The sequence below is a fragment of the Streptomyces sp. R35 genome, assembly GCF_041053035.1.
Classification (GTDB): Bacteria; Actinomycetota; Actinomycetes; order Streptomycetales; family Streptomycetaceae; genus Streptomyces; species Streptomyces lutosisoli.
Genome location: NZ_CP163440.1, coordinates 9,220,313 through 9,240,728, shown reverse-complemented (window position 1 = coordinate 9,240,728; position 20,416 = coordinate 9,220,313). Strand labels below are relative to the sequence as shown.

The window sequence follows — 20,416 nt, the reverse complement described above, 5'->3', positions numbered from 1 at the left end:
CGCCGCTCCTAGTCGCTCAGAGAAGGTACTGACAGGTGGAGCGGGGGGTGTAGACGCCGTGACCGGCGCGTCCGGTGAACTCCCGCTCGGTGATGACCAGTTCGCCGCGCGAGAGCACGGTCTCGACCCGGCCGGTGACACGCTTGCCCTCGTACGCCGAGTAGTCGACGTTCATGTGGTGCGTCTCGACCGACATGACCTGCTCGGCGTGCGGGTCGTAGATGACGATGTCGGCATCGGCGCCCGGCGCGATGGTGCCCTTCTTCGGGTACAGGCCGAACATCCGGGCCGGGGTCGCGCAGGCGATCTCGATCCAGCGGCGGCGCGAGATATGCCCGTCGACGACGGCCTGGTGGAGCAGGTCCATGCGGTTCTCGACACCCGGAAGGCCGTTGGGGATCTTCGAGAAGTCGCCGCGGCCGAGCTCCTTCTGGCCCACGAAGCAGAAGGGGCAGTGGTCCGTCGACACGACCTGGAGGTCGTTGGTGCGCAGGCCCCGCCACAGCGCGGCCTGGTGCTCCTTGGGCCGCAGCGGCGTCGAGCACACGTACTTCGAGCCCTCGAAGTCGGGCTCGGCGAGGTTGTCGGTCGACAGGAACAGGTACTGCGGGCAGGTCTCGCCGAAGACGTTCAGGCCCTCGTCGCGGGCCCGCGCCAGCTCGGCGACCGCTTCCTGCGCCGAGACGTGCACGACGTACAGCGGGGCGCCCGCGACCTGGGCGAGCTTGATGGCACGGTGTGTCGCCTCGGCCTCCAGCAGTGCCTTGCGTACTTCCCCGTGGAAGCGCGGGTCGGTCTCACCGCGGGCCAGCGCCTGCTCGACCAGCACGTCGATCGCGATGCCGTTCTCCGCGTGCATCATGATCAGGCCGCCGTTCTCGGCGGAGCGCTGCATGGCACGGAGGATCTGGCCGTCGTCGCTGTAGAAGACGCCCGGGTAGGCCATGAACTGCTTGAAGGAGGTGACGCCCTCCTCGACCAGCAGGTCCATCTCCTTGAGCGTCTCCTGGTTCACATCGGAGACGATCATGTGGAAGGCGTAGTCGATGGCGCACTTGCCGTCGGCCTTGGCGTTCCAGGCGTCGAGGCCCTCGCGCAGCGAGTGGCCGACGCTCTGCACCGCGAAGTCGATGATGGTGGTGGTGCCTCCCCAGGCCGCGGCCCGGGTGCCCGTCTCGAAGGTGTCCGAGGCGGAGGTGCCGCCGAACGGCAGCTCCATATGGGTGTGGGCGTCGACGCCGCCCGGAATCACGTACTTGCCGGTGGCGTCGATGGCCCGCTCGGCCGTCCAGGCCTCGGCCGCCGGGGTGCCGGTCGCGGCGAGGGCCGCGATCCGGCCGTCCTCGATCAGGACGTCGGCATGGATCTCGTCGGACGCGGTGATGACGAGACCACCACGGATGACGGTACGGCTCATGCTCCCTCTCCTTCCGGTCGTGCGTGCACTGAGGGAATACCGAAGCTGTTGAAAGCTGAGGTCAACGCTGTTTCCTTGAGAGGAATACGGTGCCGCGGGCCCGGCCCCCCGTGAGCCGGGCCCGCGGAGCTCGATGCGCTTACGGCGCGGTCAGCGGCCCGTACGTCCCCGGAGCGCGGTCGCGGTAGAACTGCCAGCGGTCGCGCACCTCGCGGAGCTTGGCCAGGTCCAGGTCGCGGACGACGAGTTCCGTCTCCTTGTCGCTGGCCACCTCGCCGACGAACTGGGCTTCGGGGTCCACGAAGTACGAGGTCCCGTAGAAGTCGTTGTCGCCGTACTCCTCGACGCCCACCCGGTTGATCGCGCCCACGAAGTACTCGTTGGCGGCGGCCGCGGCCGGCTGCTCCAGCTGCCAGAGGTAGCCGGACAGACCGCGCGAGGTGGCCGAGGGGTTGAAGACGATCTCGGCACCCGCGAGACCCAGCGCGCGCCAGCCCTCCGGGAAGTGCCGGTCGTAGCAGATGTATACGCCGATCTTGCCCACGGCGGTGTCGAAGATCGGCCAGCCGGAGTTGCCCGGCCGGAAGTAGAACTTCTCCCAGAATCCCGGCACTTGGGGGATGTGGGTCTTGCGGTACTTGCCCAGGTACGAACCGTCGGCGTCGATCACCGCCGCGGTGTTGTAGAGGACGCCGGGCTGCTCCTCCTCGTACATCGGCAGGATCAGGACGATGCCCAGTTCCTTGGCCAGCGCCTGGAAGCGCTGGACGATCGGGCCTTCGGGGATCTGCTCGGCGTACTCGTAGAACGCCTTGTCCTGGACCTGGCAGAAATAGGGCCCGTAGAAGAGCTCCTGGAAGCACAGGACCTGTGCGCCCTGTGCGGCCGCGTCGCGGGCCGCCTGCTCGTGGACCTGAATCATCGATTCTTTGTCGCCGGTCCATGCGGTCTGGAAGACGGCGGCTCGGATCACTCTGCTCATCGGGACCTCCGGTCGCTCGGTGTGCGAGGAGCCTAGAAAGCCCTGACGGCCGCTTTGAGTTGCACCGTGTCACGTCTGAGGCGCTGTGCCGTTCCACGGTGTCACCCCCGCGTTGTCCCATGTTTCACCTGAGTCGTCCTGTGTTTCACCGTTGTTGCGCGTCGTGCGCGAGCAGCGCGATGTGTACGGACGCCGCCTGTTCGAAGTCGTCGAGGTCGACGCCGAGGCGCGCCTCTATCGCCTCCAGGCGCCGGTACAGCGCGGGCCTGCTGACGTGGTGCAGCTGCGCGGTGCGCGACTTGTTGCGGCCCGTCGCGAGGTACGTCCGGAGCACGGGCAGCAGCTCGGACTCGGCGTCGGCCCCGCACAGCAGTCCGTCCAGCTCCCGCTCGGCGAAGGACTGGACGTGCGGGTCGTCGCGCAACAGCCGTACCAGGCCGCGCAGATGGACGTCACGCAGCCGTACGAGCACCGGCTGGTCCTGGTCGGCGGGTGCGTCGGCGGCGGCCTCGGCGACGTGCAGGGCCTCGCGCAGACCGCCGGGTACGTCGTCCCACGCGTCGCGTGCGGAGGCCGCCGCCACGGTTGTACGGACCCCGCTCTCGTTCCGCAGCCGCACGGCGAAGTGCGCGGCCAGCGCTTCCGCGTCCTGGTCGCGGGCGAGGCTGAGCAGCACGGCGGTGGCGCCGTCCGCGAGCTCCGCGACCAGCCCCGGAAGCCCCAACAGGCGCAGTACACGGTCGAGTTGGGCCGGGTCGCCGTCCCGGACCACCATCGGCACGAAGGCGCGCCGGTTGACGGGCAGCCCGGCCGCCCGCGCCCGCGGGAGAAGCTGCCGGGCCGGTACGACCCCGCTCACGAGGTCGGTGAGCAGGCTCTGCGCGGACTCCGCCTCCCAGCTGTGCACGGAGCCGCCGAGCATCCGGTGCAGGACCAGCGCCTCGGCCGCGCGGTCGGCGAGCAGCCGCCCGGTGGCGGCGTCACCGCGGTAGCCGCACAGCACGATGCGGCCCCAGCGTTCGCCGCGCCCGCCCAGCTCGGCCCGGATCCAGCCGTCACCCTCGCTGCCGCCCGCCTGCCGCGCTATGCGCTCCCAGTCACGCAGCACGTCGTCGACGGCGGACCGCTCCCCCGCCGTGGCGAGCACCCGGTGGGCGAGGTTGGTGACGACGACCGGACAGGCGGCGTGCCCGGCGATCTCGTCGAGCATCCGCTGCAACGGCGCGCCCGTGGTGATGAGCCCGGTGAGCGCCGTCCGTACCGCCTCGGACAGGCTCACGGCCGCGAACTTGCTGCGTACAAGCCGGGACTGGACCTCCTCCGTCAACTCCGCGAAGGGGAAGGGCCGGTGCAGCACCACCATGGGCAGCCCGCACCGCTCGGCGGCCCGGCGCATCACGTCCGGCGGCGCGGGGAAGGCGCGGCCGAGTCCGAGGACGACGGCCGCGGCCTCCGCGCGGTGCAGCGAACGGATGTACTCGGCCTGCGCGTCGGGGTCGCCGGCGAGCAGCACCCCGGTGGTGAGCACCATTTCGCCGCCGGTGAGCATCACGCCCACATCGGCGGCCTCGGCGACATGCACCCAGCGCACGGACCGGTCGAGATGGCCCGCACCGGCCACCACCTCGGGCTCTCCGGCCAGCACCCGGTCCAGGGCGAGGACCTGGCGTACTGACAGGGCGGGTTCCAAGGCGGTGGTCATTGACGCGTTCCCTTGCTCAGTTTCTTACTGCGTACACCTCAGCGCGCGCTCCAGGATCGCCGCGCCCTCCTCCGCCTCCGCGACGGTGAGGGACAGCGGCGGTGCGATGCGCAGCACGCTGGTGTTGTGACCGCCGCCCTTGCCGATCAACAGGCCTTCTTCGCGGGCCGCTTCGAGCACGGCCGCGGCGCCTTCGGGGTTCGCGTCGTCGCTGCCGGGCTTGACCAGCTCGACACCGATCATCAACCCGCGCCCGCGCACCTCCCGTACGCCGTCGAGCTGCGCGGCGATCGCCCGCAGCCGCTCGATGAGCAGACCGCCGACCCGCCGGGCGTTGCCCTGGAGGTCGTGTTCGAGGAGGTACGAGAGGTTCGCCAGGCCCGCCGCCATCGTTACCGGCGAGCCGCCGAAGGTCGAGATGGAGTTGGAGTCCAGGCAGTTCATGATCTCGGCGCGTGCGACGACCCCGCCGATGGACATCCCGTTGCCGATGCCCTTGGCGAAGGTGAGTATGTCCGGCGGGCCGGAGGCGGCGTGCGCCTGCCAGCCCCAGAAGTGCTCGCCGGTGCGTCCCCAGCCGGTCTGCACCTCGTCGGCGATCCAGAGGATGCCGTGCTGGTCCAGGACCTCGCGGAAGGCCGCGTAGAGGCCGTCGGGCGGCGCCGTGAAGCCGCCGACGCCCTGGATGGGTTCGGCGATCAGGGCCGCGGGCGGGCGGATGTGGCCGAGCAGGTCCTTGAGGTCCTCGACGCAGGCCGCGATGAACTCGGCGTCGCTCAGCTCGGCGAACGGGCCGCGGGTGCGGACGCCGCCATGGACGTACAGCGTCTGGAGCGGCGAGAGGGAGGTCGGCGACCAGCCCTTGTTGCCGGTGATGCCGACCGCGCTGAACGAGCGTCCGTGGTAGCTGTTGCGCATCGCCAAGATCTGGTTGCTCTGCCGGTAGGCGGTGGCGAGCAGCAGGGCGGTGTCGTTGGCCTCGGTGCCGGAGGTGGTGAAGAAGACGCGCGCGTCCGGGATGCCGGACAGCTGGGCGATCCGCTCGGCGAGGTCGACCATCGGGCGGTTGAGGTAGAGCGTCGAGGAGTGGATGATCCGCCCGGCCTGCTCGCTGACGGCCTTCGTCACCTCGGGGAGGGCGTGTGCGGTCATCGTGGTGAGGATGCCGCCGAAGAAGTCGAGGTACTTGTTGCCCTTGGCGTCCCAGACGTGGCGGCCCTCGCCGTGGGTGATCTCGATCGGGTCCTCGTAGTAGAGGGCGAGCCAGTCGGGCAGGACGGCCTTGTGGCGTGCGTACAGGTCGGTCACGGCTGCACCAGCCCTTCGTACGCGTCGGGACGGCGGTCACGGTAGAACGCCCACTGCTGGCGCACTTCCTCGATCAGGTCGAAGTCGAGGTCGCGGACGAGGAGTTCCTCGGCCTTGTCGCTCGCGGTCTCCCCCACGAACTGTCCGCGCGGGTCGACGAAGTACGAGGTCCCGTAGAAGTCGTTGTCCCCGTACTCCTCCTGCCCGACGCGGTTGATCGCGGCGATGTAGTACTCGTTGGCGACAGCCGCCGCGGGCTGCTCCAGCTGCCAGAGGTAGCCGGAGAGGCCGCGCGAGGTGGCGGACGGGTTGTAGACCAGCTGTGCGCCGTTCAGGCCGAGTTGCCGCCAGCCCTCGGGGAAGTGGCGGTCGTAACAGATGTATACGCCGATCTTCCCCACCGCGGTGTCGAAGACCGGCCAGCCCAGGTTGCCCGGTTTGAAGTAGTACTTCTCCCAGAAGCCCTTCACCTGGGGGATGTGGTGCTTGCGGTACTTGCCCAGGTACGTACCGTCGGCGTCGATCACGGCCGCGGTGTTGAAGTAGAAGCCGGACTGCTCGACCTCGAAGACGGGCACGACGATGACCATGCCGGTCTCGCGCGCGAGCTCCTGCATACGCGTGACGGTGGGCCCGTCGGGCACCGGCTCCGCCCAGCGGTAGTGCTCGGGCTCCTGGACCTGGCAGAAGTAGGGGGCGTTGAAGACTTCCTGGAATCCGATGACCTTGGCGCCCTGCCGGGCCGCCTCGCGGGCGTGCTCCTCGTGCTTGGCGACCATGGATGCGGTGTCGCCGGTCCAGGTGGCCTGGACCAGAGCGGCACGTACGACGTTGGCCATGAGCTGCTCCTTCGACGGGACGTCAGAGAGCCTCTACGCCCGTAGACAAAGGCTGTAGAGGCTCGAAAGTAAGCCCCCTGGAGAGCGTTGCCAAGACCATCGTCGTTAACCCGCTGAGTCGATCACGTTTCATACCCCTGCGGGTGAGTGACCGGACCGGCCGCCGCGGTGAGCCGCCGGCCGGGAAGACCGGTCACGCGGTGAAGCCCGCGACCCGCAGGGCGTGCACCAGGTCCCAGCGGCGCTGCTCCGAGACGCCCTGGGCGGCCTCCAGGAGGAGCGGCACGAGCCGCTGCGGGTCGGCTTCCGCGCTGCGGGCCGTCTCCTCAGGGGTGCGTACGCGGACGTACGCGCCGAGCAGCGCGCGGATCTCGCGGAGTCGGCCCTCCTCGGCGAGACCCAGTACGGCGGCCCCGATCTCGGGCGCGGGCCGGGCGACGCCCTGGCGCAGCATCTGCTGCCCGTCGGCAGTCCGGCCGGCCGCGACGAGCGCGTCCGCGGCGGCGACCAGGCGGTCGGCGGGGAGCGAGGCCGCCTCCCACAGCAGGGTGGCCCAGTCGGCGTCCAGGCCCGCACGGTGCAGCTCGGCGGCGAGCAGCGGGAAGCGGGCGGCCGGCCAGTACGCGGCCTCGACGAGCAGGGCGTGCGCCTCGCCGCTCCTGCCCTCGCCGCGCAGCCGTATCAGCGTGTCGACGGTCTCTGCGGTGGCCCGCCCCGCGCCCTCGTCCAGCGGCTCCGTCCGGGGCTGCGCGACCTCTTCGGCCGCCCCGGCGAAACGGGCGCCTCGGGGGGTACGGCCGCCCGTCGCGGCCGGAGCCGGGGCGGGCGGCGCCGCCTCGGGTGCGACCACGGGGGGCGCCTCGGGCTCCATCATTCCGGCGAAGCGGGCGCTGCCGCGGGGGCGGCGCTTGGAGCGTTGCTTGGGCGTGGCGGGCGCGGGGCGCTCGATGGCGGGCTGGGGGCTCGCGGACTGCTCGGCGGGCGCGCGGGAGGTGTCGGGTTGCGCGGAGGGGGCGTACGCGCCGTCGTGCGGGGCTTGAGCGGCGCGCGAGTCGTCGCGGTACTCGGCAGGGGTGTCGAAACCGCCGGGGCGCGCGGCAGGGGCGTACGCGCCGTCATGCGGGGCGCGCGGAGTGCCCGCGCCGTCGCGCGGGGCGTACACATCGGCGCCGGAGCCCGCGGCGGGGCGCGCGGCAGCCGGGTTGTACGAGCCGGGGCGGGAGGGCGCCCAATCGTCCGGCAGTCCGGGGTCCGCGAACGGTGAGCCCGGTCCGGTCTGCTCCGGGATCGTCGAGCGGCGGCGGGTGTCCGAGGACGCCCCCGGGGCGCCGGGGCGTGCGCCACCCGCGCCCGAATCCCGCCGTACGCCGCCTCGGCCGGACGGATCCGCCCCGCGCTCGGGCTCCTGTACCCGGAACACGTCCCCGGCCGCGCCGGCCGGGATGTTCAGGGCGCCCTGCGCGTGGGTGTGCAGGGCGCGGCGGTCGAGGTTCTCCATGCGGTGACGGAGCTCGGCGCAGCGGGCCGTGGCTCGCTCGTGGTCGTCGTGGGCCCAGGCGAGGTCGAGCCGGATCGACTCGGCCTCCTCCTGGGAACCGGCCGAGTGCAGCTGCCGGCTCAGCTCGGCCTGGCGCTCGGCCGCGTAGCGCTGTTCGCGGAGCATGACGTCGAGGCGGTCGCTGAGGGCGTCCCGGCCGCCGGGCCGGCCGTCGTACGCGGCGAGCGCGCCGCCGTGCAGGGCCCGGGCCCGCTCGGTCTCCTGGGCCGCTGCGCGGTCGCCGTACTCCGCGGCGGTGTCCTGGAGGAGCGCTTCCACGACGTCCCAGGGCGGCACTTCCCAGCCGTCCAGGCAGGCCCGCATGCCGTCGGGGTCGCGCTGCCAGAACACTCCGCACCAGCCGCCGCCCTGATCGAGCCGATCCATCAGCCCGTTCAGGTACTTCGCGAACTCCCGCACTTGACCCGGGAGTTGTTCTACAGCCATCACACGACTCCCCGCCCGAATGGAGTGCTCCGGTCCGGTAGAAAACACCAGCCGTGTTACGGGACGGCTACAGGGAGTTTTCGGGCCGGGCGCAGAGCGCTCCGGGATGGATGACACCGGTGTGCGGCCCGTGCGGGACGCAGCTGTCAGGAGACCCTACTCGCCTCCCCCGCCGGGTGGTTGGCGGCCAGTCCGCTTCGTGCGAGGGCGAGCACCAGCGCGCCCGCCGTCACCCCGCAGGCGCCGACCGCGGCGGCCGCCGTGAGTGTGGAGCCCGCGAGCAGCAGACCGGCGACCGCGGAACCGGCCGCGATACCGCCGCCGATGAGCGTCACCAGCCAGGCGAACGCCTCCGTCACGGTCCCCTCCGGCGCGAGTTCGCCGACCAGCCCGAAGGCCACGGTGAGCAGCGGCGCGAAGAACACCCCGGTGCCGACGGCCACCAGACAGGCGCCCGCGGGTCCGGGCACGAGGGCCACGAGCCAGTACGTCGCCGCCATCGAGGCGGCGAGCAGGACGGCCTTGTGCTGCGCCGCCGCGGCCCAGCCGAGCGCGCCGTAGGTGACCGCGCCGAGCAGCGCGCCGAACGCGGACAGCGCCATGAGGGTGCCCGCACCGCCCGGCACCGAGTGGGCCTCGGCGTACGCGACGCTGAAGACGTTGAAGGTGCCGACCGCCCAGCCGGCCCCGAACAGGGCGGTGAGCAGCAGGAGCAGGCCCGGGCTGCGCAGCGGCCCGAGCCAGTGCGCGTCGCGCACCTCGGTCCGCCAGGACCGGGAGGGCTCGGCGGTGGCCATCACGACGGAGCCCAGCAACCCGAGTCCGGCGGCCAGCCACAGGGCGAGCGGCGCCGGGCCGAGCGCGGCCACGCCCGCGACCGCCAACGGCCCGGCGATGAACATGACTTCCTGGGCCCCGGCGTCCACCGCGTACGCCGACTCCAGCTGGTCCTTGTCGACCAGGGCAGGCCACAGCGCGCGCAGACACGGCTCCAGCGGAGGAGCCGCCGCACCGGCGACCACCGCTCCGGCGACGATGGCGTACGCCGATCCGGGCGCGACGGCGAGCAGCGCGTACCCGGCGCCCGAGACGACGGCGGACACGATCAGGACCCGCGGCTGTCCCGTACGGTCGACGAGACGGCCGAGCAGCGGTCCGCCGACCGCGCCCGCCACGGCGAAGACGCCGGTCGCCACGCCCACGAGGCGGTAGCCGGAGCCGGCCTCGCGCAGGGTCAGGGCAATGGCGAGCGCGGCCATCGCGCCGGGCATCCTGCCGATCAGGGACCCGGTCAGCAGACTGGTGACGTAGGGGCGTCGGAGCAGTCTCAGATACAGCATGCCTCTCCTGTCAGGGTGCGGGGCAGGACGAGCCGGATCAGCGCGGCGACCCCCTCGTCGTCGTTGCTGGGCAGCACGATGTCGGCGGCCCGCAGGGTGTCCTCATGGGCGTTGGCCACGGCCGCGGCGAGCCCGGCCGCGCGCAGCATCGGGATGTCGTTGGGCATGTCGCCGACGGCTGCGGTGTTCTCCGGCGGGAGGCCGCGCTGCCGGGCGAGCCGGCGCAGCGCCTCCCCCTTGTCGACGCCGGGGGCGGACAGTTCCAGGAAGGCGCCGGTGGACCGGGTGATGACCGCCCGGTCGCCGACGACGGGGGCGAGCGCCTCCGACAGTTCGTCCACCGGCAGTTCCGGATGGGCGGCGAGGATCTTCACCACCGGATCCCCCTCCGCCGGCACGGCACCCTCCTCCAGGGGTACGTGGTCCCACGGGTCCGGCACCAGCCGCGCGAACCGGGTCTCCAGCCGGAGTCCGGCCACGGAGTCGACGCCCACTCCGATCCCGGGCACCGCGGCCCGCAGCGCCCGGAGCATGCCCACCGCGTCGGCGGGGCCGAAGCCCCGGCAGTCCAGCAGCCGCCCCGACCCGGCGTCGACGGTCACGGCTCCGTTGCTGCACACCACAGGACCGGTGAGCCCGTACCGGCGCGTGACGTCCAGGGTGTCGCGGACGGGCCGGCCGGTGACGCCGACCACGGCGACCCCGGCCCGCGCCGCCTCGGCGAGCGTGCCCAGGGTGCGCTCGCCGATTGCGCCGCCCGAGTCGAGCAGGGTGCCGTCGAGGTCGGTGCACAGGAGCCGTACGGCCGGGAGGGCACGGCGCCTGCGCCTGGTCGCCGGTGCCGGGCCGCTCGGAAGAGGCGCCGCCCCCGACTGCGTAGCGCTCATGGTGTCACCGTCACGGTCACCGACACCGCCGCCTTCCGGTCCGCGTCGAGCTGGATGTCCACGGCCCCTTCGCACTCCAGCCGTTCGGCCCGTGGGCCGCCGTCCGGCAGCGGCAGCCAGACCCAGTTGCTGTCCGTGTCGAGCAGCCAGGGCAGGCCGTCTCCGCCGTCCGTGCGGGGCCGGACGGGGACGAGGCGGGCGACCTCGTCCGGTACCTGATGCAGATCGAGCGCGATGGGAGTGTCCGTCGCGTCGAGGGTGATCCAGACGGTGCCTGTGTAGCCGATCCGTGGGCCAGGGCCGGGAGTTGCCGTGCGGATGCGTAGTTCGCCGTTCTCACGGTCCCAGTGGGCCCGTGCCTGCGCCGGTGTCCGCGCCTGTCTCTGGGTGGGCAGGTGGACGGGAGTGTCGTCGGGGTGGCCGGCGGGGATGTCAGCAGGGCTGTCGGCCATTCAGACCGCCTGCAGCCGGTCGAGGCCCGTCACCGGGAGGGAGCCGGGAAGCCGGGCCGGGCGCAGTTCGATCTCTCCCACCGCGAGGTCCGCGGGCGCTTCGAGGAGCCAGCGGACCGTGGAGCCGACCGACTCCGTCGACATCTTGAACTCCGATGCGTCTCCGGGCACGTTGGCGATCGCACCGGGGCTGACGAGTGTCGTCACGACGCCGTGCTCGCGCTCCTCCAGGAGCAGCACCTCGGCGAGTGCCTTGAGGGCGGCCTTGGTGGCGCAGTAGGACGCGCCACCCTCGAAGAAGCGGCTGCCCGCGTGGCTTCCCATCAGCACGATCCGCCCGCCCTCCCCGGCCCGCAGCCGGGGCAGGGCGGCCTGGACCAGGGCCACCACGGAGGTGAGGTTCACGTCGAGGGCCCGCTGCCACGCGGCCGGCGGCAGTGTGGCGACGGTCCCGAAGGCGCGGTCGACGGCGTTGGCGACGACCGCGTCGAGACCGTCCCCGTCCGCGAGTTCCGCGAGCAACTCGTCTACTGCCGCTGCCACTTCACCCGGGCGCCCGAGGTCCACGACCCGCTCGCGCAGCCAGGGCAGAGCGGCGGGCGTCCGGTTCAGCGCGAGGACCCGCCAGCCCGCGTCGTGCAGGGCGGTGGCGATGGCCAGCCCCGAGCCCCGGTTCGCTCCGGTGACCAGGGCGGTGCGCGCCGTCATCCGGTGATCCGGTGGACGAGGTCGGTCCAGACGGCGACGATCCGCTCGGGGGTGGCGCCCTGCCGGAACAGGTCCTTGTCGAGCGGGTTGCCCTCCGGGTCGCGCAGGCGCATGCAGTCCGGGGAGATCTCGGAGTTGATGACCGGCTCGCCGTCCGGGCCGTCGCCGATGACGAGGCAGAAGTCCCACAGGTCGAGCGGGGCCAGCCAGGAGCGCAGCGCGGCGTTGGTCTCCAGCGCGACGCGCCGGTAGGCGTCGGTGTCGACGCCGAGGGCTCGCAGGTAGTCCTCGCCGATCGGCTGGTCCTCGGGGTCGACGCGGAAGTCGAACTTCACCACGGGCGGGTCGAACCGGTGGCCCTCCTCGAACAGTCCCGGGTACTTGATCGTGGTCGACCCCGTGGCCAGGTTCTTCACGATGACCTCGAAGGGCGGGGCGGGCACGTAGTCGGCGCGGTAGGCGTTGTCGGCGAGCCGCTCGCGGAACACGGTGCGCACGCCCTGCTCGGCGAGGCGCGCGGCTGCGGCCTCGTAGAAGTCGAGCCGCAACTTGGCGGTGGCGGGGACCAGTTCGTCGCGATGGTACGTATAACTCCGCAGGCTCGGGATGAGCTCGATGTCGCAGGTGCCGTCCTGCCTGAGCCAGAGCCGCTTGCTGCGGCCGACGATGTCGGGCTCGCCGCTGCGCAGCCGCGCGTACCCCGGCCGGATGACGTCCTCGATGAGGGCGGTGCGCTCGTCCAGGGGCAGGAACGCCGACTCCATGGCGTCGACCGCGAACCGCTCCAGGTCGTCCAGGCCGTAGCCGAACGCCTCGACGAGATGACCGAGTTCGCGGCTCATGCTGGTGTCGCTCATGAGCCGGTTGTCGGTGTTGACGGTGACCCGGAAGCCGACGCGGGCCAGCAGTCCGAACGGGTGCTCCGCGTACGAAGGGGCGGCGCCCGTCTGGAGGTTGGAGGTCGGGCAGAGTTCGAGCGGGATGCGGGTGTCGCGTACGTAGGCGGCCAGGCGGCCCATCTTCACGCTGCCGTCGTCCGCTTCCTGGATGTCGTCGGCGATGCGTACGCCGTGCCCGAGCCGGTCGGCGCCGCAGCACTGCACGGCCTCCCAGATGGACGGCAGGCCGTACGCCTCGCCCGCGTGGATGGTGAAGCGGTTGTTCTCGCGCTTGAGGTACTCGAAGGCGTCGAGGTGCCGGGTGGGCGGGAAGCCGTCCTCGGCGCCCGCGATGTCGAACCCGACGACTCCCACGTCGCGGTACTTGTTGACGAGTTCGGCGATCTCGCGGGATCCGGCGGCATGGCGCATCGCGGTGACCAGGGCGCCGATCCGGATGCGGTGACCGGCCGCGGCGGCCCTTCGCTCGCCCTCGCGGAAGCCTTCGAGGACGGCCTGGACGACCTCGTCGAGGGTGAGGCCCTTGGCGGTGTGCAGTTCGGGGGCGTGCTTGACCTCGGCGTAGACGACGCCGTCGGCGGCGAGGTCCTCGGCGCATTCGGCGGCGACCCTGACCAGAGCCTCGCGGGTCTGCATCACGCCGACGGTGTGCGAGAAGGTCTCCAGGTAGCGCTCCAGCGAACCGGAGTCGGCGGCCTCGCGGAACCAGGCGCCGAGTTCGGCGGCATCGCTCTTGGGCAGGGCGTCGTATCCGGTCTCGCGGGCGAGTGCGAGGACCGTGGCGGGCCGCACACCGCCGTCGAGGTGGTCGTGCAGCAGCACCTTGGGCGCGCGCCGTATCTGTTCCGCAGTCGCGACGGAGGGGCCGGTCTGATCCGAAGTGGCCGCAGCGGGGCGGTCGTTGATGATCGACATGGCCGGAGATTAGTGACTACGCGCGTAGACGACAAGGGGTATTCCACCAACTGGAAACCCATGCACCTCACACGTCACGCCACCTGCGCCAACGCACATCGCACGACGAGGTCGTCCATCGACAGTCCGAGCGCCCGAGCCAGCGCCGCCACCGTGAAAAAGGCGGGGGTGGGCGCCCGTCCGGTCTCGATCTTGCGCAGCGTCTCGGCGGAGATCCCGGCCACCGCCGCGACCTCCGCCATGCTGCGGTCACCGCGCGCTTTGCGCAGCAACTGGCCGAGCCGCTCGCCGCGTTCGCGCTCTTCGGGGGTCAGGGGAGTACGTACCATGCCACCATTCTAATACCGGTATAGTAATTGGCATGGTGGAACTCAAGACAGACACATCGATCGACGAGATGTACGCGGCGGGCCAGGTCGTGGGCCGGGCGCTCACGGCGGTACGGGAAGCGGCCGACGTCGGCGTCTCGCTCCTGGAGCTGGACGAGGTGGCTCACCAGGTCCTGCGCGACGCGGGCGCGAGCTCCCCGTTCCTCGGCTATCGCCCCTCCTTCGCACCCACCCCGTTCCCCGCGGTCATCTGCGCCTCGGTGAACAACGCGATCGTGCACGGCATCCCGAACGGCTACCGGCTGCGCGACGGCGACCTGGTCTCCATGGACTTCGGCGCCGAACTGGGCGGCTGGGTGGGCGACTCGGCGATCAGCTTCATCGTGGGCGAGCCGCGCGCGGCCGACGTACGCCTCGTGGAGACCGCCGAGCGCGCCCTCGCGGCGGGCATCGCGGCGGCCGTCGTCGGCAACCGCATCGGCGACATCGCGCACGCCATCGGCACCGTCTGCCGCGCGGCCGGGTACGGCATCCCGGACGGCTTCGGCGGCCACGGCATCGGCCGCCGCATGCACGAGGACCCGGGCGTCCCCAACGAGGGCCGCCCCGGCCGCGGCCTCCCTCTCCGCCACGGCATGGTCCTCGCCATCGAGCCCATGCTCATCGGCGGCGGCACCGACGGATACCACGCCGCCCCCGACGGCTGGACCCTCCGCACCAACGACGGCTCCCGCGCGGCCCACGCGGAACACACGGTGGCGATCACGGCTGGGGGGCCACGCATCCTCACGGCGCGCTGACTCCCGGCCCGCTCGCTGTCTCGGCGCGCCCAGGCGGCCCTTCGTGTCGGAGTACGACTCGTACCGCGGGCCTGCCACGAGCATGCCGGTCAGGCCCGCGGCCGGCCCGGACCCGTCAGGGTCGGGTACCGCGGGACGGCGCTCCTCGACCATGCCGCCAGAAGGCACTCCCGTCCACGCCCGCAAGGATGGCGCACGGCACTGACATTCGGTCGGGCAGCGCCCTGAGCTGCCGGAACGCCGCCCGCACGACACCTGTCACTACGCCGCAGACACGACCACCGGTCGCTACGACGCCGGCGCTGCCACCGTCGCTACGACGCCGGCCGCACCACCATCGCCGAGCCGCCGCCGCGGCGCACCTTCTCCGCCGCCGCGAGCCACTTGCCGTTGGGCAGCCGTTGCACGCCGGTCGCCGCGCCGATCTCCGCGTTCTGGCGGAAGGCGTGGCCGAGGGACTCCAGTTGGGTCTTCAGCGTGCTGGTCCACAGGGCCGGTTCGAGTTCGGTGGTGGTCTGGTTGCGCTGGCTGGCGCGGGGCGCGGCGATCGCGTCCACCAGTGGCAGCCCGCGGTCCAGGAACTCGGTCAGCGTCTGCAGCACGGTCGTGATGATGGTCGCGCCGCCCGGCGAGCCGAGCGCCACCACCGGCCGGCTGTTGCGGTCGAGCACGATCGTCGGCGAGATGGACGAGCGCGGCCGCTTGCCGGGGCCGGGCAGGTTCGGGTCGTGGACGTCGGGGCTCGCGGGCGTGAAGGAGAAGTCCGTGAGCTCGTTGTTGAGGAGGAAGCCGCGGCCCGGGACGGTGATGCCGCTGCCGCCGGTCTGCTCGATGGTCAGCGTGTACGCGACGACGTTGCCCCATTTGTCGGCCACTGTCAGATGGGTGGTGTTCTCGCCCTCGTACGTCGTCGGGGCGGCCGTTCCGGCGGTGGAGCAGGCCGCGGGGTCGCTCGGGTCACCCGGCGCCAGCGGGCTCGTCAGCACCGCGTCGTCCTTGATCAGGCACTCCCGCGAGTCCGCGTACTTCTGCGAGAGCAGTCCCTTGGTGGGTACGTCCTCGAAGGCGGGGTCGCCCACCCAGCGCCCCCGGTCCGCGAACGCGATCCGGCTCGCCTCGATGTAGCGGTGCAGGTACTGGACCTCGCTCGCCTTCGAAAGGTCGGTCTTCTCAAGGATGTTGAGTGCCTCGCCGACCGTGGTACCGCCCGAGGAGGAGGGCGCGATCGAGTAGACCTTCAGCCCGCGGTACGAGGTTCTCGTGGGCGCCTGAAGCTTCGCCTCGTACGCCGCCAGGTCCTCCAGGGACAGCTTGCCGGGGCGGGCGTTGTAGCCCGAACCCGGATCCACCGGCGGCTTGTTCACGGTGTCGACGATCTCCTGGCCGAGGTCGCCGTCATAGATCGCGTCGGCGCCCTCCGTGCCCAACTCCTCGTATGTGCGCGCCAGATCGGGGTTCTTGAAGGTCGAGCCGACCACCGGGAGCGCGCCGTCCGGCAGGAACAGCCCGGCGGTGTCCGGGAAGTTCTTGAAGCGGGCCTGGTTGGACTCGGTCTGCGAGCGGAAGGTCGAGTCGACCGTGAAGCCGTCGCGGGCGATGCGCTCGGCGGGCTTCAGGACGCTGCCCAGGCCCCTGCTGCCCCACTCGTCCAGAGCCGTCTGCCAGGTGGCCGGGGTGCCGGGCGTGCCCACGCCCAGCCCGCTGGTCACCGCGTCCGCGAAGGCGAGCGGCTTGCCGTTCTCCAGGAACAGTCCGGAGTCGGCGGTCAGCGGTGCCGTCTCGCGGCCGTCGATCGTGTGCACCGTACGGGACTTGGCGTCGTAGTAGACGAAGTAGCCGCCTCCGCCGATGCCGGACGAGTAGGGCTCGGTGACGCCGAGAGCCGCCGCCGTGGCGACGGCCGCGTCCACGGCGTTGCCGCCCTTCTTCAGGACCTCGATCCCGGCGGCGGAGGCGTCCGCGTCGACGCTCGCGACGGCTCCGCCGTACCCGACGGCGACGGGCACCTTCTCCGCCGCCTGGGCGGCGGGTGCGGCGGGAGGCGCCGCCGCACCGACCGACACCACCGCGGCCGAAACCGCCAAGACCGCCAGATTCCGCGCAAGAGGGCGACGCATCCGTACCTCCAGTCAACAGCCGTCCGCGCAGCGTAACTTCACTGCCATGCCCGCGTCAGGACCCCCTCGAACGCCGGTCCGTACTGCCGCTAACATGCGCGCCCATGAATGACGACGTGCGCAACATCGTCCTCGGCGTGCTCGCGGCCGCCATCAGCGCCGCGCTCGGCTGGCTCGCCCGTACGTATCTGTGGAAGCGAAAGCTGCGGCGCAAGCAGGCGTTCTTCGGGCTGCCGGAGAACTCGGAGTCACTGCTCGTCGTCAACCGCGATCCCGCGACCTCCGAACCGGCCGTCCATCGCTTCGACGTGTTCGCGCTCCTGGAGCTCTCCGCACTGATCAAGGACTGCGGCGCGCACGTCCAGGTGGTCACTCAGGACACGGCTCAGCAGGGCTTCGGCGAACGCACGGAGTTCTGCGTGGGCGGCCCCGGCTCGAACCGGCGCATGGTGGCCCATATGCAGGCGATGCTGCCCGGCGTGCGGGTCAACGTCGACCCGGAGCCGGGCCCGGACCGGGGCGCCTTCCAGATCGGCACCGAGCACTACCGCCTGGAGCCGGGTGTCACGGAGTACGTCCTGCTGGCCCGGCTCACCGTCGGCCAGCACCGCCAGACTCGCCCCGTGTTCCTGTTCTGCGGCCAGCGGGCCATCACCAACCAGGCCGCGACCCGCTACCTGGCCCGCGATCACGAGCGCCTCGCCCGCAAGCACGGCAACAACACCTTCGTCCTGCTGCTGAAGGTGATCAATTCCCAGGCATACGGTCCCGACGTGGTCGAACTCGTCGCGGACGTCACCCGGATCGCCCAGACCCCGCTGCCCACACCCGCGCCGCCACGGAACTCGCATCGGGCGAACTCATAACGACCCCTATTAATGTGATCTAACTAGCACAGGGCAACCCAAAGGGGCGTTTCCCCCCTCTTTCCGTGCGGTCCACAGTCCGCACGGAGGTACGCCCCCTTGATTCGCATACGCCCGCTGATTCCGCTCGCCCTCGCCACGGCCGCGTCCGCCGCCGCCCTGAGCGCCTGCTCGGGCGGCTCCCCCTCCGCGGCGGACACCGTGGCGGACAAGCCGCAGCCCAAGGCGAGCCCGGGCAAGCGGCAGGCGAAGCCGTTCAGGCCGGACAAGGTCAACAAGCTCACGCTCGCCCCCGGGAAGGACACCACGGTCGGCGTCGCGCAGCCGCTGTCGATCGTCTTCGACCACCCGGTGAAGAACAAGGCGGCGGTGGAGCGGCACCTCAAGGTCACCACCTCGAACGACACCGTCGGATCATGGGGCTGGGTCCAGCACTACGACGGCCGGGACCGCGTCGACTGGCGCCCGAAGGAGTACTGGAAGTCCGGCACGAAGGTGACGCTGGAGGCTCACCTCAACCGCGTCGACTCCGGCGCGGAGGGCGGCTGGTTCGTCCGCGACTACGCCACGAGCTTCGTCGTCGGCAAGAGCCAGCGGGTCGACGTCGACCTCGACAGCAAGCACCTGACGCTGGTGCGCGACGGGCGCACGGTGCGGTCGGTGCCGATGTCCGCGGGCACACCGGGCGGCGAGAAGGCCTCCTGGGGCGGCACGTCCGTCCTGATGGCCAAGGAGGGCACGATCAACATGCGCTCCGAGACGGTGGGGCTCGGCAACGCCTACGACAAGATGGTCGACTACTCGATGCGGCTGACCTGGTCGGGCATGTACGCGCACGCGGCGCCCTGGAACGCGGCGTACTTCGGCACCGTCAACCACAGCTCGGGCTGCATCGGCATGAGCGACTCCGACGCCTCCTGGCTGTACGGAGAGGTCCAGGTCGGCGACCCGTTCGAGGTGACAGGCAGCGGCTCGAAGGGAAAGCCCGCAGCCGGGAACGGGTACGGCGAGTGGAACTTGTCGTGGGCCGACTGGCAGGCGAAGAGCGCACTCCCGTAGGGGCCGAAGCGGGCACGACCACCGCGGAGGCACCCCCGACGCATACTTCCGCGCGTTCCGCTAGAGCCTCACGCACACGGAACGCACGCTTCGGGGCGGCTATTGCTCACGAAATGAACACTTCAATAATCGTTACTCGCACGTAACTTACCGACGGGTTACTTCCGGTAAGTGATCAAGGTTACCGTCGGGTCACTTTGCACTGACACGAGTGAGGAGTGACCCGTGGGACACGGTCGCAACGCCCTGCGTACGTCCGCCGTCGGTGCCGTCTCCGCGACGCTGATCGCCACCGCCGGCCTCGGTCTGGCTCCGGCCGCCCAGGCCGCCACCAGCGCGGCAGGCATCCGCTTCGTCGACATCTCCGGAGACGGCGGCACGATCCTCAAGGCCAACGTCGTCACACCGGCGAGCGCCGACGGCACCCGCAGCTACCCGCTCATCGTGCTGCCGACCAGCTGGGGCCTGCCGCAGGTCGAGTACCTCGCACAGGCCCAGAAGCTCGCCGACTCCGGCTATGTGGTGGTCAGTTACAACGTCCGCGGCTTCTGGCAGTCCGGCGGCGAGATAGAAGTGGCGGGCCCGCCGGACGTGGCCGACGCGTCCAAGGTGATCGACTGGGCGCTGGCCAACACCCCGTCCGACGCACAGAAGGTCGGCATTGCGGGGATGTCGTACGGCGCCGGCATCAGCCTGCTCGCCGCCGCGCACGACAAGCGGATCAAGGCAGTCGCCGCCCTCAGCGGCTGGGCCGACCTCATCGAATCGATCTACTCGGGCCGCACCCAGCACGCCCAGGCGGCCGCCCTCCTGGACGGCGCCGGCACGCTCACCGGCCACCCCAGCGCCGAACTCCAGCAGATATTCAAGGACTTCTTCGCCTCCGACCTCTCCAAGGAACAGGAGATCCTCGCCTGGGGGAAGAAACGTTCCCCCGAAACCTACGTCGACCAGCTCAACGCCAACGGCGCGGCGATCATGCTGGCCAACGGCTGGGGCGACACGATCTTCTCGCCCAACCAGTACGCCAAGTTCTACGAGAAGCTGACCGGGCCCAAGAGGCTGGAGTTCCGCCCCGGCGACCATGCCACGGCCGAGGTGACCGGGCTGTTCGGGCTCCCCAACGACGTGTGGACGGACACGGGCCGCTGGTTCGACCACTACCTCAAGGGCGAGGACAACGCCATCGACCGCGAGCAGCCCGTCCAGCTCAAGCCCCGCACCACGGGCGCCTACGAGGGCTACCCGGACTGGAAGTCGGTCGGCGCGACCACCAGGAAGATCGCCCTCGCGGGCACCACCACGATCCACACGAACGTCGACTCGGGCGCCGACGGCGGGATCATCTTCCTCTCCAGCATCCTCGACCAGCTCGCCCAGCTGCCCCCGATGGCCTCCATCCCGCTGCTGCCGCGCTACTGGACGGCCGTCTGGCAGTCGGAGAAGTACGCGAGCGCCCAAAAGGTGCGCGGCACCGTCGCGTTGCACACCACGGTCACACCCACCAAGGAGAGCGGCACCTTCGTCGCGTACCTCTACGACGTGGGCCCGCTCGGCCTCGGCAAGCTGGTCAGCAACGCGCCGTACACCTTCCACGGGCGGACGCCGGGCAAGCCGTTCGGCGTCGACCTGGAGCTGAACTCCACGGCCTACGACGTCCCGGCAGGGCATCGGCTCGCCCTGGTCGTCGACACGGTCGACCCGCTCTACATCGAGCACAACCCGTCCGGCGCGCAGCTGACCTTCTCCTCGCCGGAGCACGACCCCTCGTATGTGTCGGTGCCCCTGCGCGAGCAGTGATCTCCGGCTGCC

At 71.3% G+C, this 20,416-nt stretch carries 17 protein-coding genes and 1 pseudogene; 4 read left to right on the top strand and 14 right to left on the bottom strand.

All coding sequences use genetic code 11. The features are described 5' to 3' along the window. Positions 1 to 16 precede the first annotated feature (16 nt). The 13 genes and pseudogenes from hydA to AB5J50_RS41505 form a co-directional block, all read right to left on the bottom strand. Entirely contained in the window at positions 17 to 1,417 is a 1,401-nt protein-coding gene (gene hydA / locus AB5J50_RS41565) for a dihydropyrimidinase (protein ID WP_327433180.1), read from the bottom strand. A gap of 139 nt (positions 1,418 to 1,556) precedes the next feature. After that, a complete protein-coding gene (locus AB5J50_RS41560) occupies positions 1,557 to 2,399 on the bottom strand; it encodes a nitrilase-related carbon-nitrogen hydrolase (RefSeq protein WP_327433179.1) in 843 nt (280 codons plus the stop codon). Positions 2,400 to 2,544: 145 nt separating this feature from the next. Continuing rightward, the gene (locus tag AB5J50_RS41555; RefSeq protein WP_369263785.1) at positions 2,545 to 4,101 is read right to left on the bottom strand and encodes a PucR family transcriptional regulator; all 1,557 of its coding nucleotides are present in this window, start codon (positions 4,099 to 4,101) and stop codon (positions 2,545 to 2,547) included. A 24-nt stretch (positions 4,102 to 4,125) separates the two neighbouring features. Further along, positions 4,126 to 5,409: an aspartate aminotransferase family protein gene (locus AB5J50_RS41550; RefSeq protein ID WP_369263784.1), complete on the bottom strand. Its 1,284-nt coding sequence runs from the start codon at positions 5,407 to 5,409 to the stop codon at positions 4,126 to 4,128. After that, the gene (locus tag AB5J50_RS41545; RefSeq protein WP_327433176.1) at positions 5,406 to 6,248 is read right to left on the bottom strand and encodes a nitrilase-related carbon-nitrogen hydrolase; all 843 of its coding nucleotides are present in this window, start codon (positions 6,246 to 6,248) and stop codon (positions 5,406 to 5,408) included. The genes AB5J50_RS41550 and AB5J50_RS41545 overlap by 4 nt, the downstream gene beginning before the upstream one ends. A 193-nt stretch (positions 6,249 to 6,441) precedes the next feature. Continuing rightward, positions 6,442 to 8,232 carry a hypothetical protein gene (locus AB5J50_RS41540; protein WP_369263783.1) on the bottom strand — a complete coding sequence of 597 codons (1,791 nt, stop codon included), beginning with the start codon at positions 8,230 to 8,232 and terminating at the stop codon, positions 6,442 to 6,444. Positions 8,233 to 8,378: 146 nt separating this feature from the next. Continuing rightward, positions 8,379 to 9,572 (bottom strand): MFS transporter, encoded by a 1,194-nt coding sequence (locus AB5J50_RS41535; RefSeq protein WP_369263782.1) that lies wholly within the window; start codon positions 9,570 to 9,572, stop codon positions 8,379 to 8,381. After that, positions 9,560 to 10,459 (bottom strand): HAD hydrolase family protein, encoded by a 900-nt coding sequence (locus tag AB5J50_RS41530; RefSeq protein WP_369263781.1) that lies wholly within the window; start codon positions 10,457 to 10,459, stop codon positions 9,560 to 9,562. Before AB5J50_RS41530 ends, AB5J50_RS41535 begins: the two co-directional genes overlap by 13 nt. After that, entirely contained in the window at positions 10,456 to 10,911 is a 456-nt protein-coding gene (locus AB5J50_RS41525; RefSeq protein WP_369263780.1) for a hypothetical protein, read from the bottom strand. The genes AB5J50_RS41530 and AB5J50_RS41525 overlap by 4 nt, the downstream gene beginning before the upstream one ends. Continuing rightward, the gene (locus AB5J50_RS41520) at positions 10,912 to 11,619 is read right to left on the bottom strand and encodes an SDR family NAD(P)-dependent oxidoreductase (RefSeq protein ID WP_369263779.1); all 708 of its coding nucleotides are present in this window, start codon (positions 11,617 to 11,619) and stop codon (positions 10,912 to 10,914) included. Next, the gene (locus tag AB5J50_RS41515; RefSeq protein WP_369265657.1) at positions 11,616 to 12,167 is read right to left on the bottom strand and encodes a phosphoribosylaminoimidazolesuccinocarboxamide synthase; all 552 of its coding nucleotides are present in this window, start codon (positions 12,165 to 12,167) and stop codon (positions 11,616 to 11,618) included. Before AB5J50_RS41515 ends, AB5J50_RS41520 begins: the two co-directional genes overlap by 4 nt. Before the next feature lie 135 nt (positions 12,168 to 12,302). Continuing rightward, positions 12,303 to 13,433: pseudogene (locus AB5J50_RS41510) on the bottom strand (adenosine deaminase); the annotation flags it as partial. 74 nt (positions 13,434 to 13,507) lie between these two features. After that, complete coding sequence (locus AB5J50_RS41505; protein WP_369263778.1) at positions 13,508 to 13,762, bottom strand: helix-turn-helix domain-containing protein; 255 nt, start codon at positions 13,760 to 13,762, stop codon at positions 13,508 to 13,510. A 32-nt stretch (positions 13,763 to 13,794) separates the two neighbouring features. Between AB5J50_RS41505 and map the strand changes: the two genes are divergently transcribed. After that, positions 13,795 to 14,562: a type I methionyl aminopeptidase gene (map, locus tag AB5J50_RS41500; protein WP_369263777.1), complete on the top strand. Its 768-nt coding sequence runs from the start codon at positions 13,795 to 13,797 to the stop codon at positions 14,560 to 14,562. A 314-nt stretch (positions 14,563 to 14,876) separates the two neighbouring features. Here map and ggt read toward each other — a convergent pair whose 3' ends face one another. Continuing rightward, positions 14,877 to 16,679, bottom strand: coding sequence for a gamma-glutamyltransferase (gene ggt, locus AB5J50_RS41495; RefSeq protein ID WP_369263776.1), 1,803 nt, complete (start codon positions 16,677 to 16,679; stop codon positions 14,877 to 14,879). A gap of 104 nt (positions 16,680 to 16,783) precedes the next feature. Here ggt and AB5J50_RS41490 point away from each other — a divergent pair, with 104 nt between their 5' ends. The 3 genes from AB5J50_RS41490 to AB5J50_RS41480 all read left to right on the top strand — a co-directional run bounded on the left by AB5J50_RS41490 (position 16,784) and on the right by AB5J50_RS41480 (position 20,404). Then, positions 16,784 to 17,545 carry a hypothetical protein gene (locus AB5J50_RS41490; RefSeq protein WP_369263775.1) on the top strand — a complete coding sequence of 254 codons (762 nt, stop codon included), beginning with the start codon at positions 16,784 to 16,786 and terminating at the stop codon, positions 17,543 to 17,545. A 99-nt stretch (positions 17,546 to 17,644) separates the two neighbouring features. Next, positions 17,645 to 18,604, top strand: a complete 960-nt coding sequence (locus tag AB5J50_RS41485; protein ID WP_369263774.1) for an Ig-like domain-containing protein — start codon at positions 17,645 to 17,647, stop codon at positions 18,602 to 18,604. A gap of 225 nt (positions 18,605 to 18,829) precedes the next feature. Then, on the top strand, positions 18,830 to 20,404 hold the full coding sequence (locus tag AB5J50_RS41480) for an alpha/beta fold hydrolase (protein WP_369263773.1): 1,575 nt from the start codon (positions 18,830 to 18,832) through the stop codon (positions 20,402 to 20,404). Positions 20,405 to 20,416 lie beyond the last annotated feature (12 nt).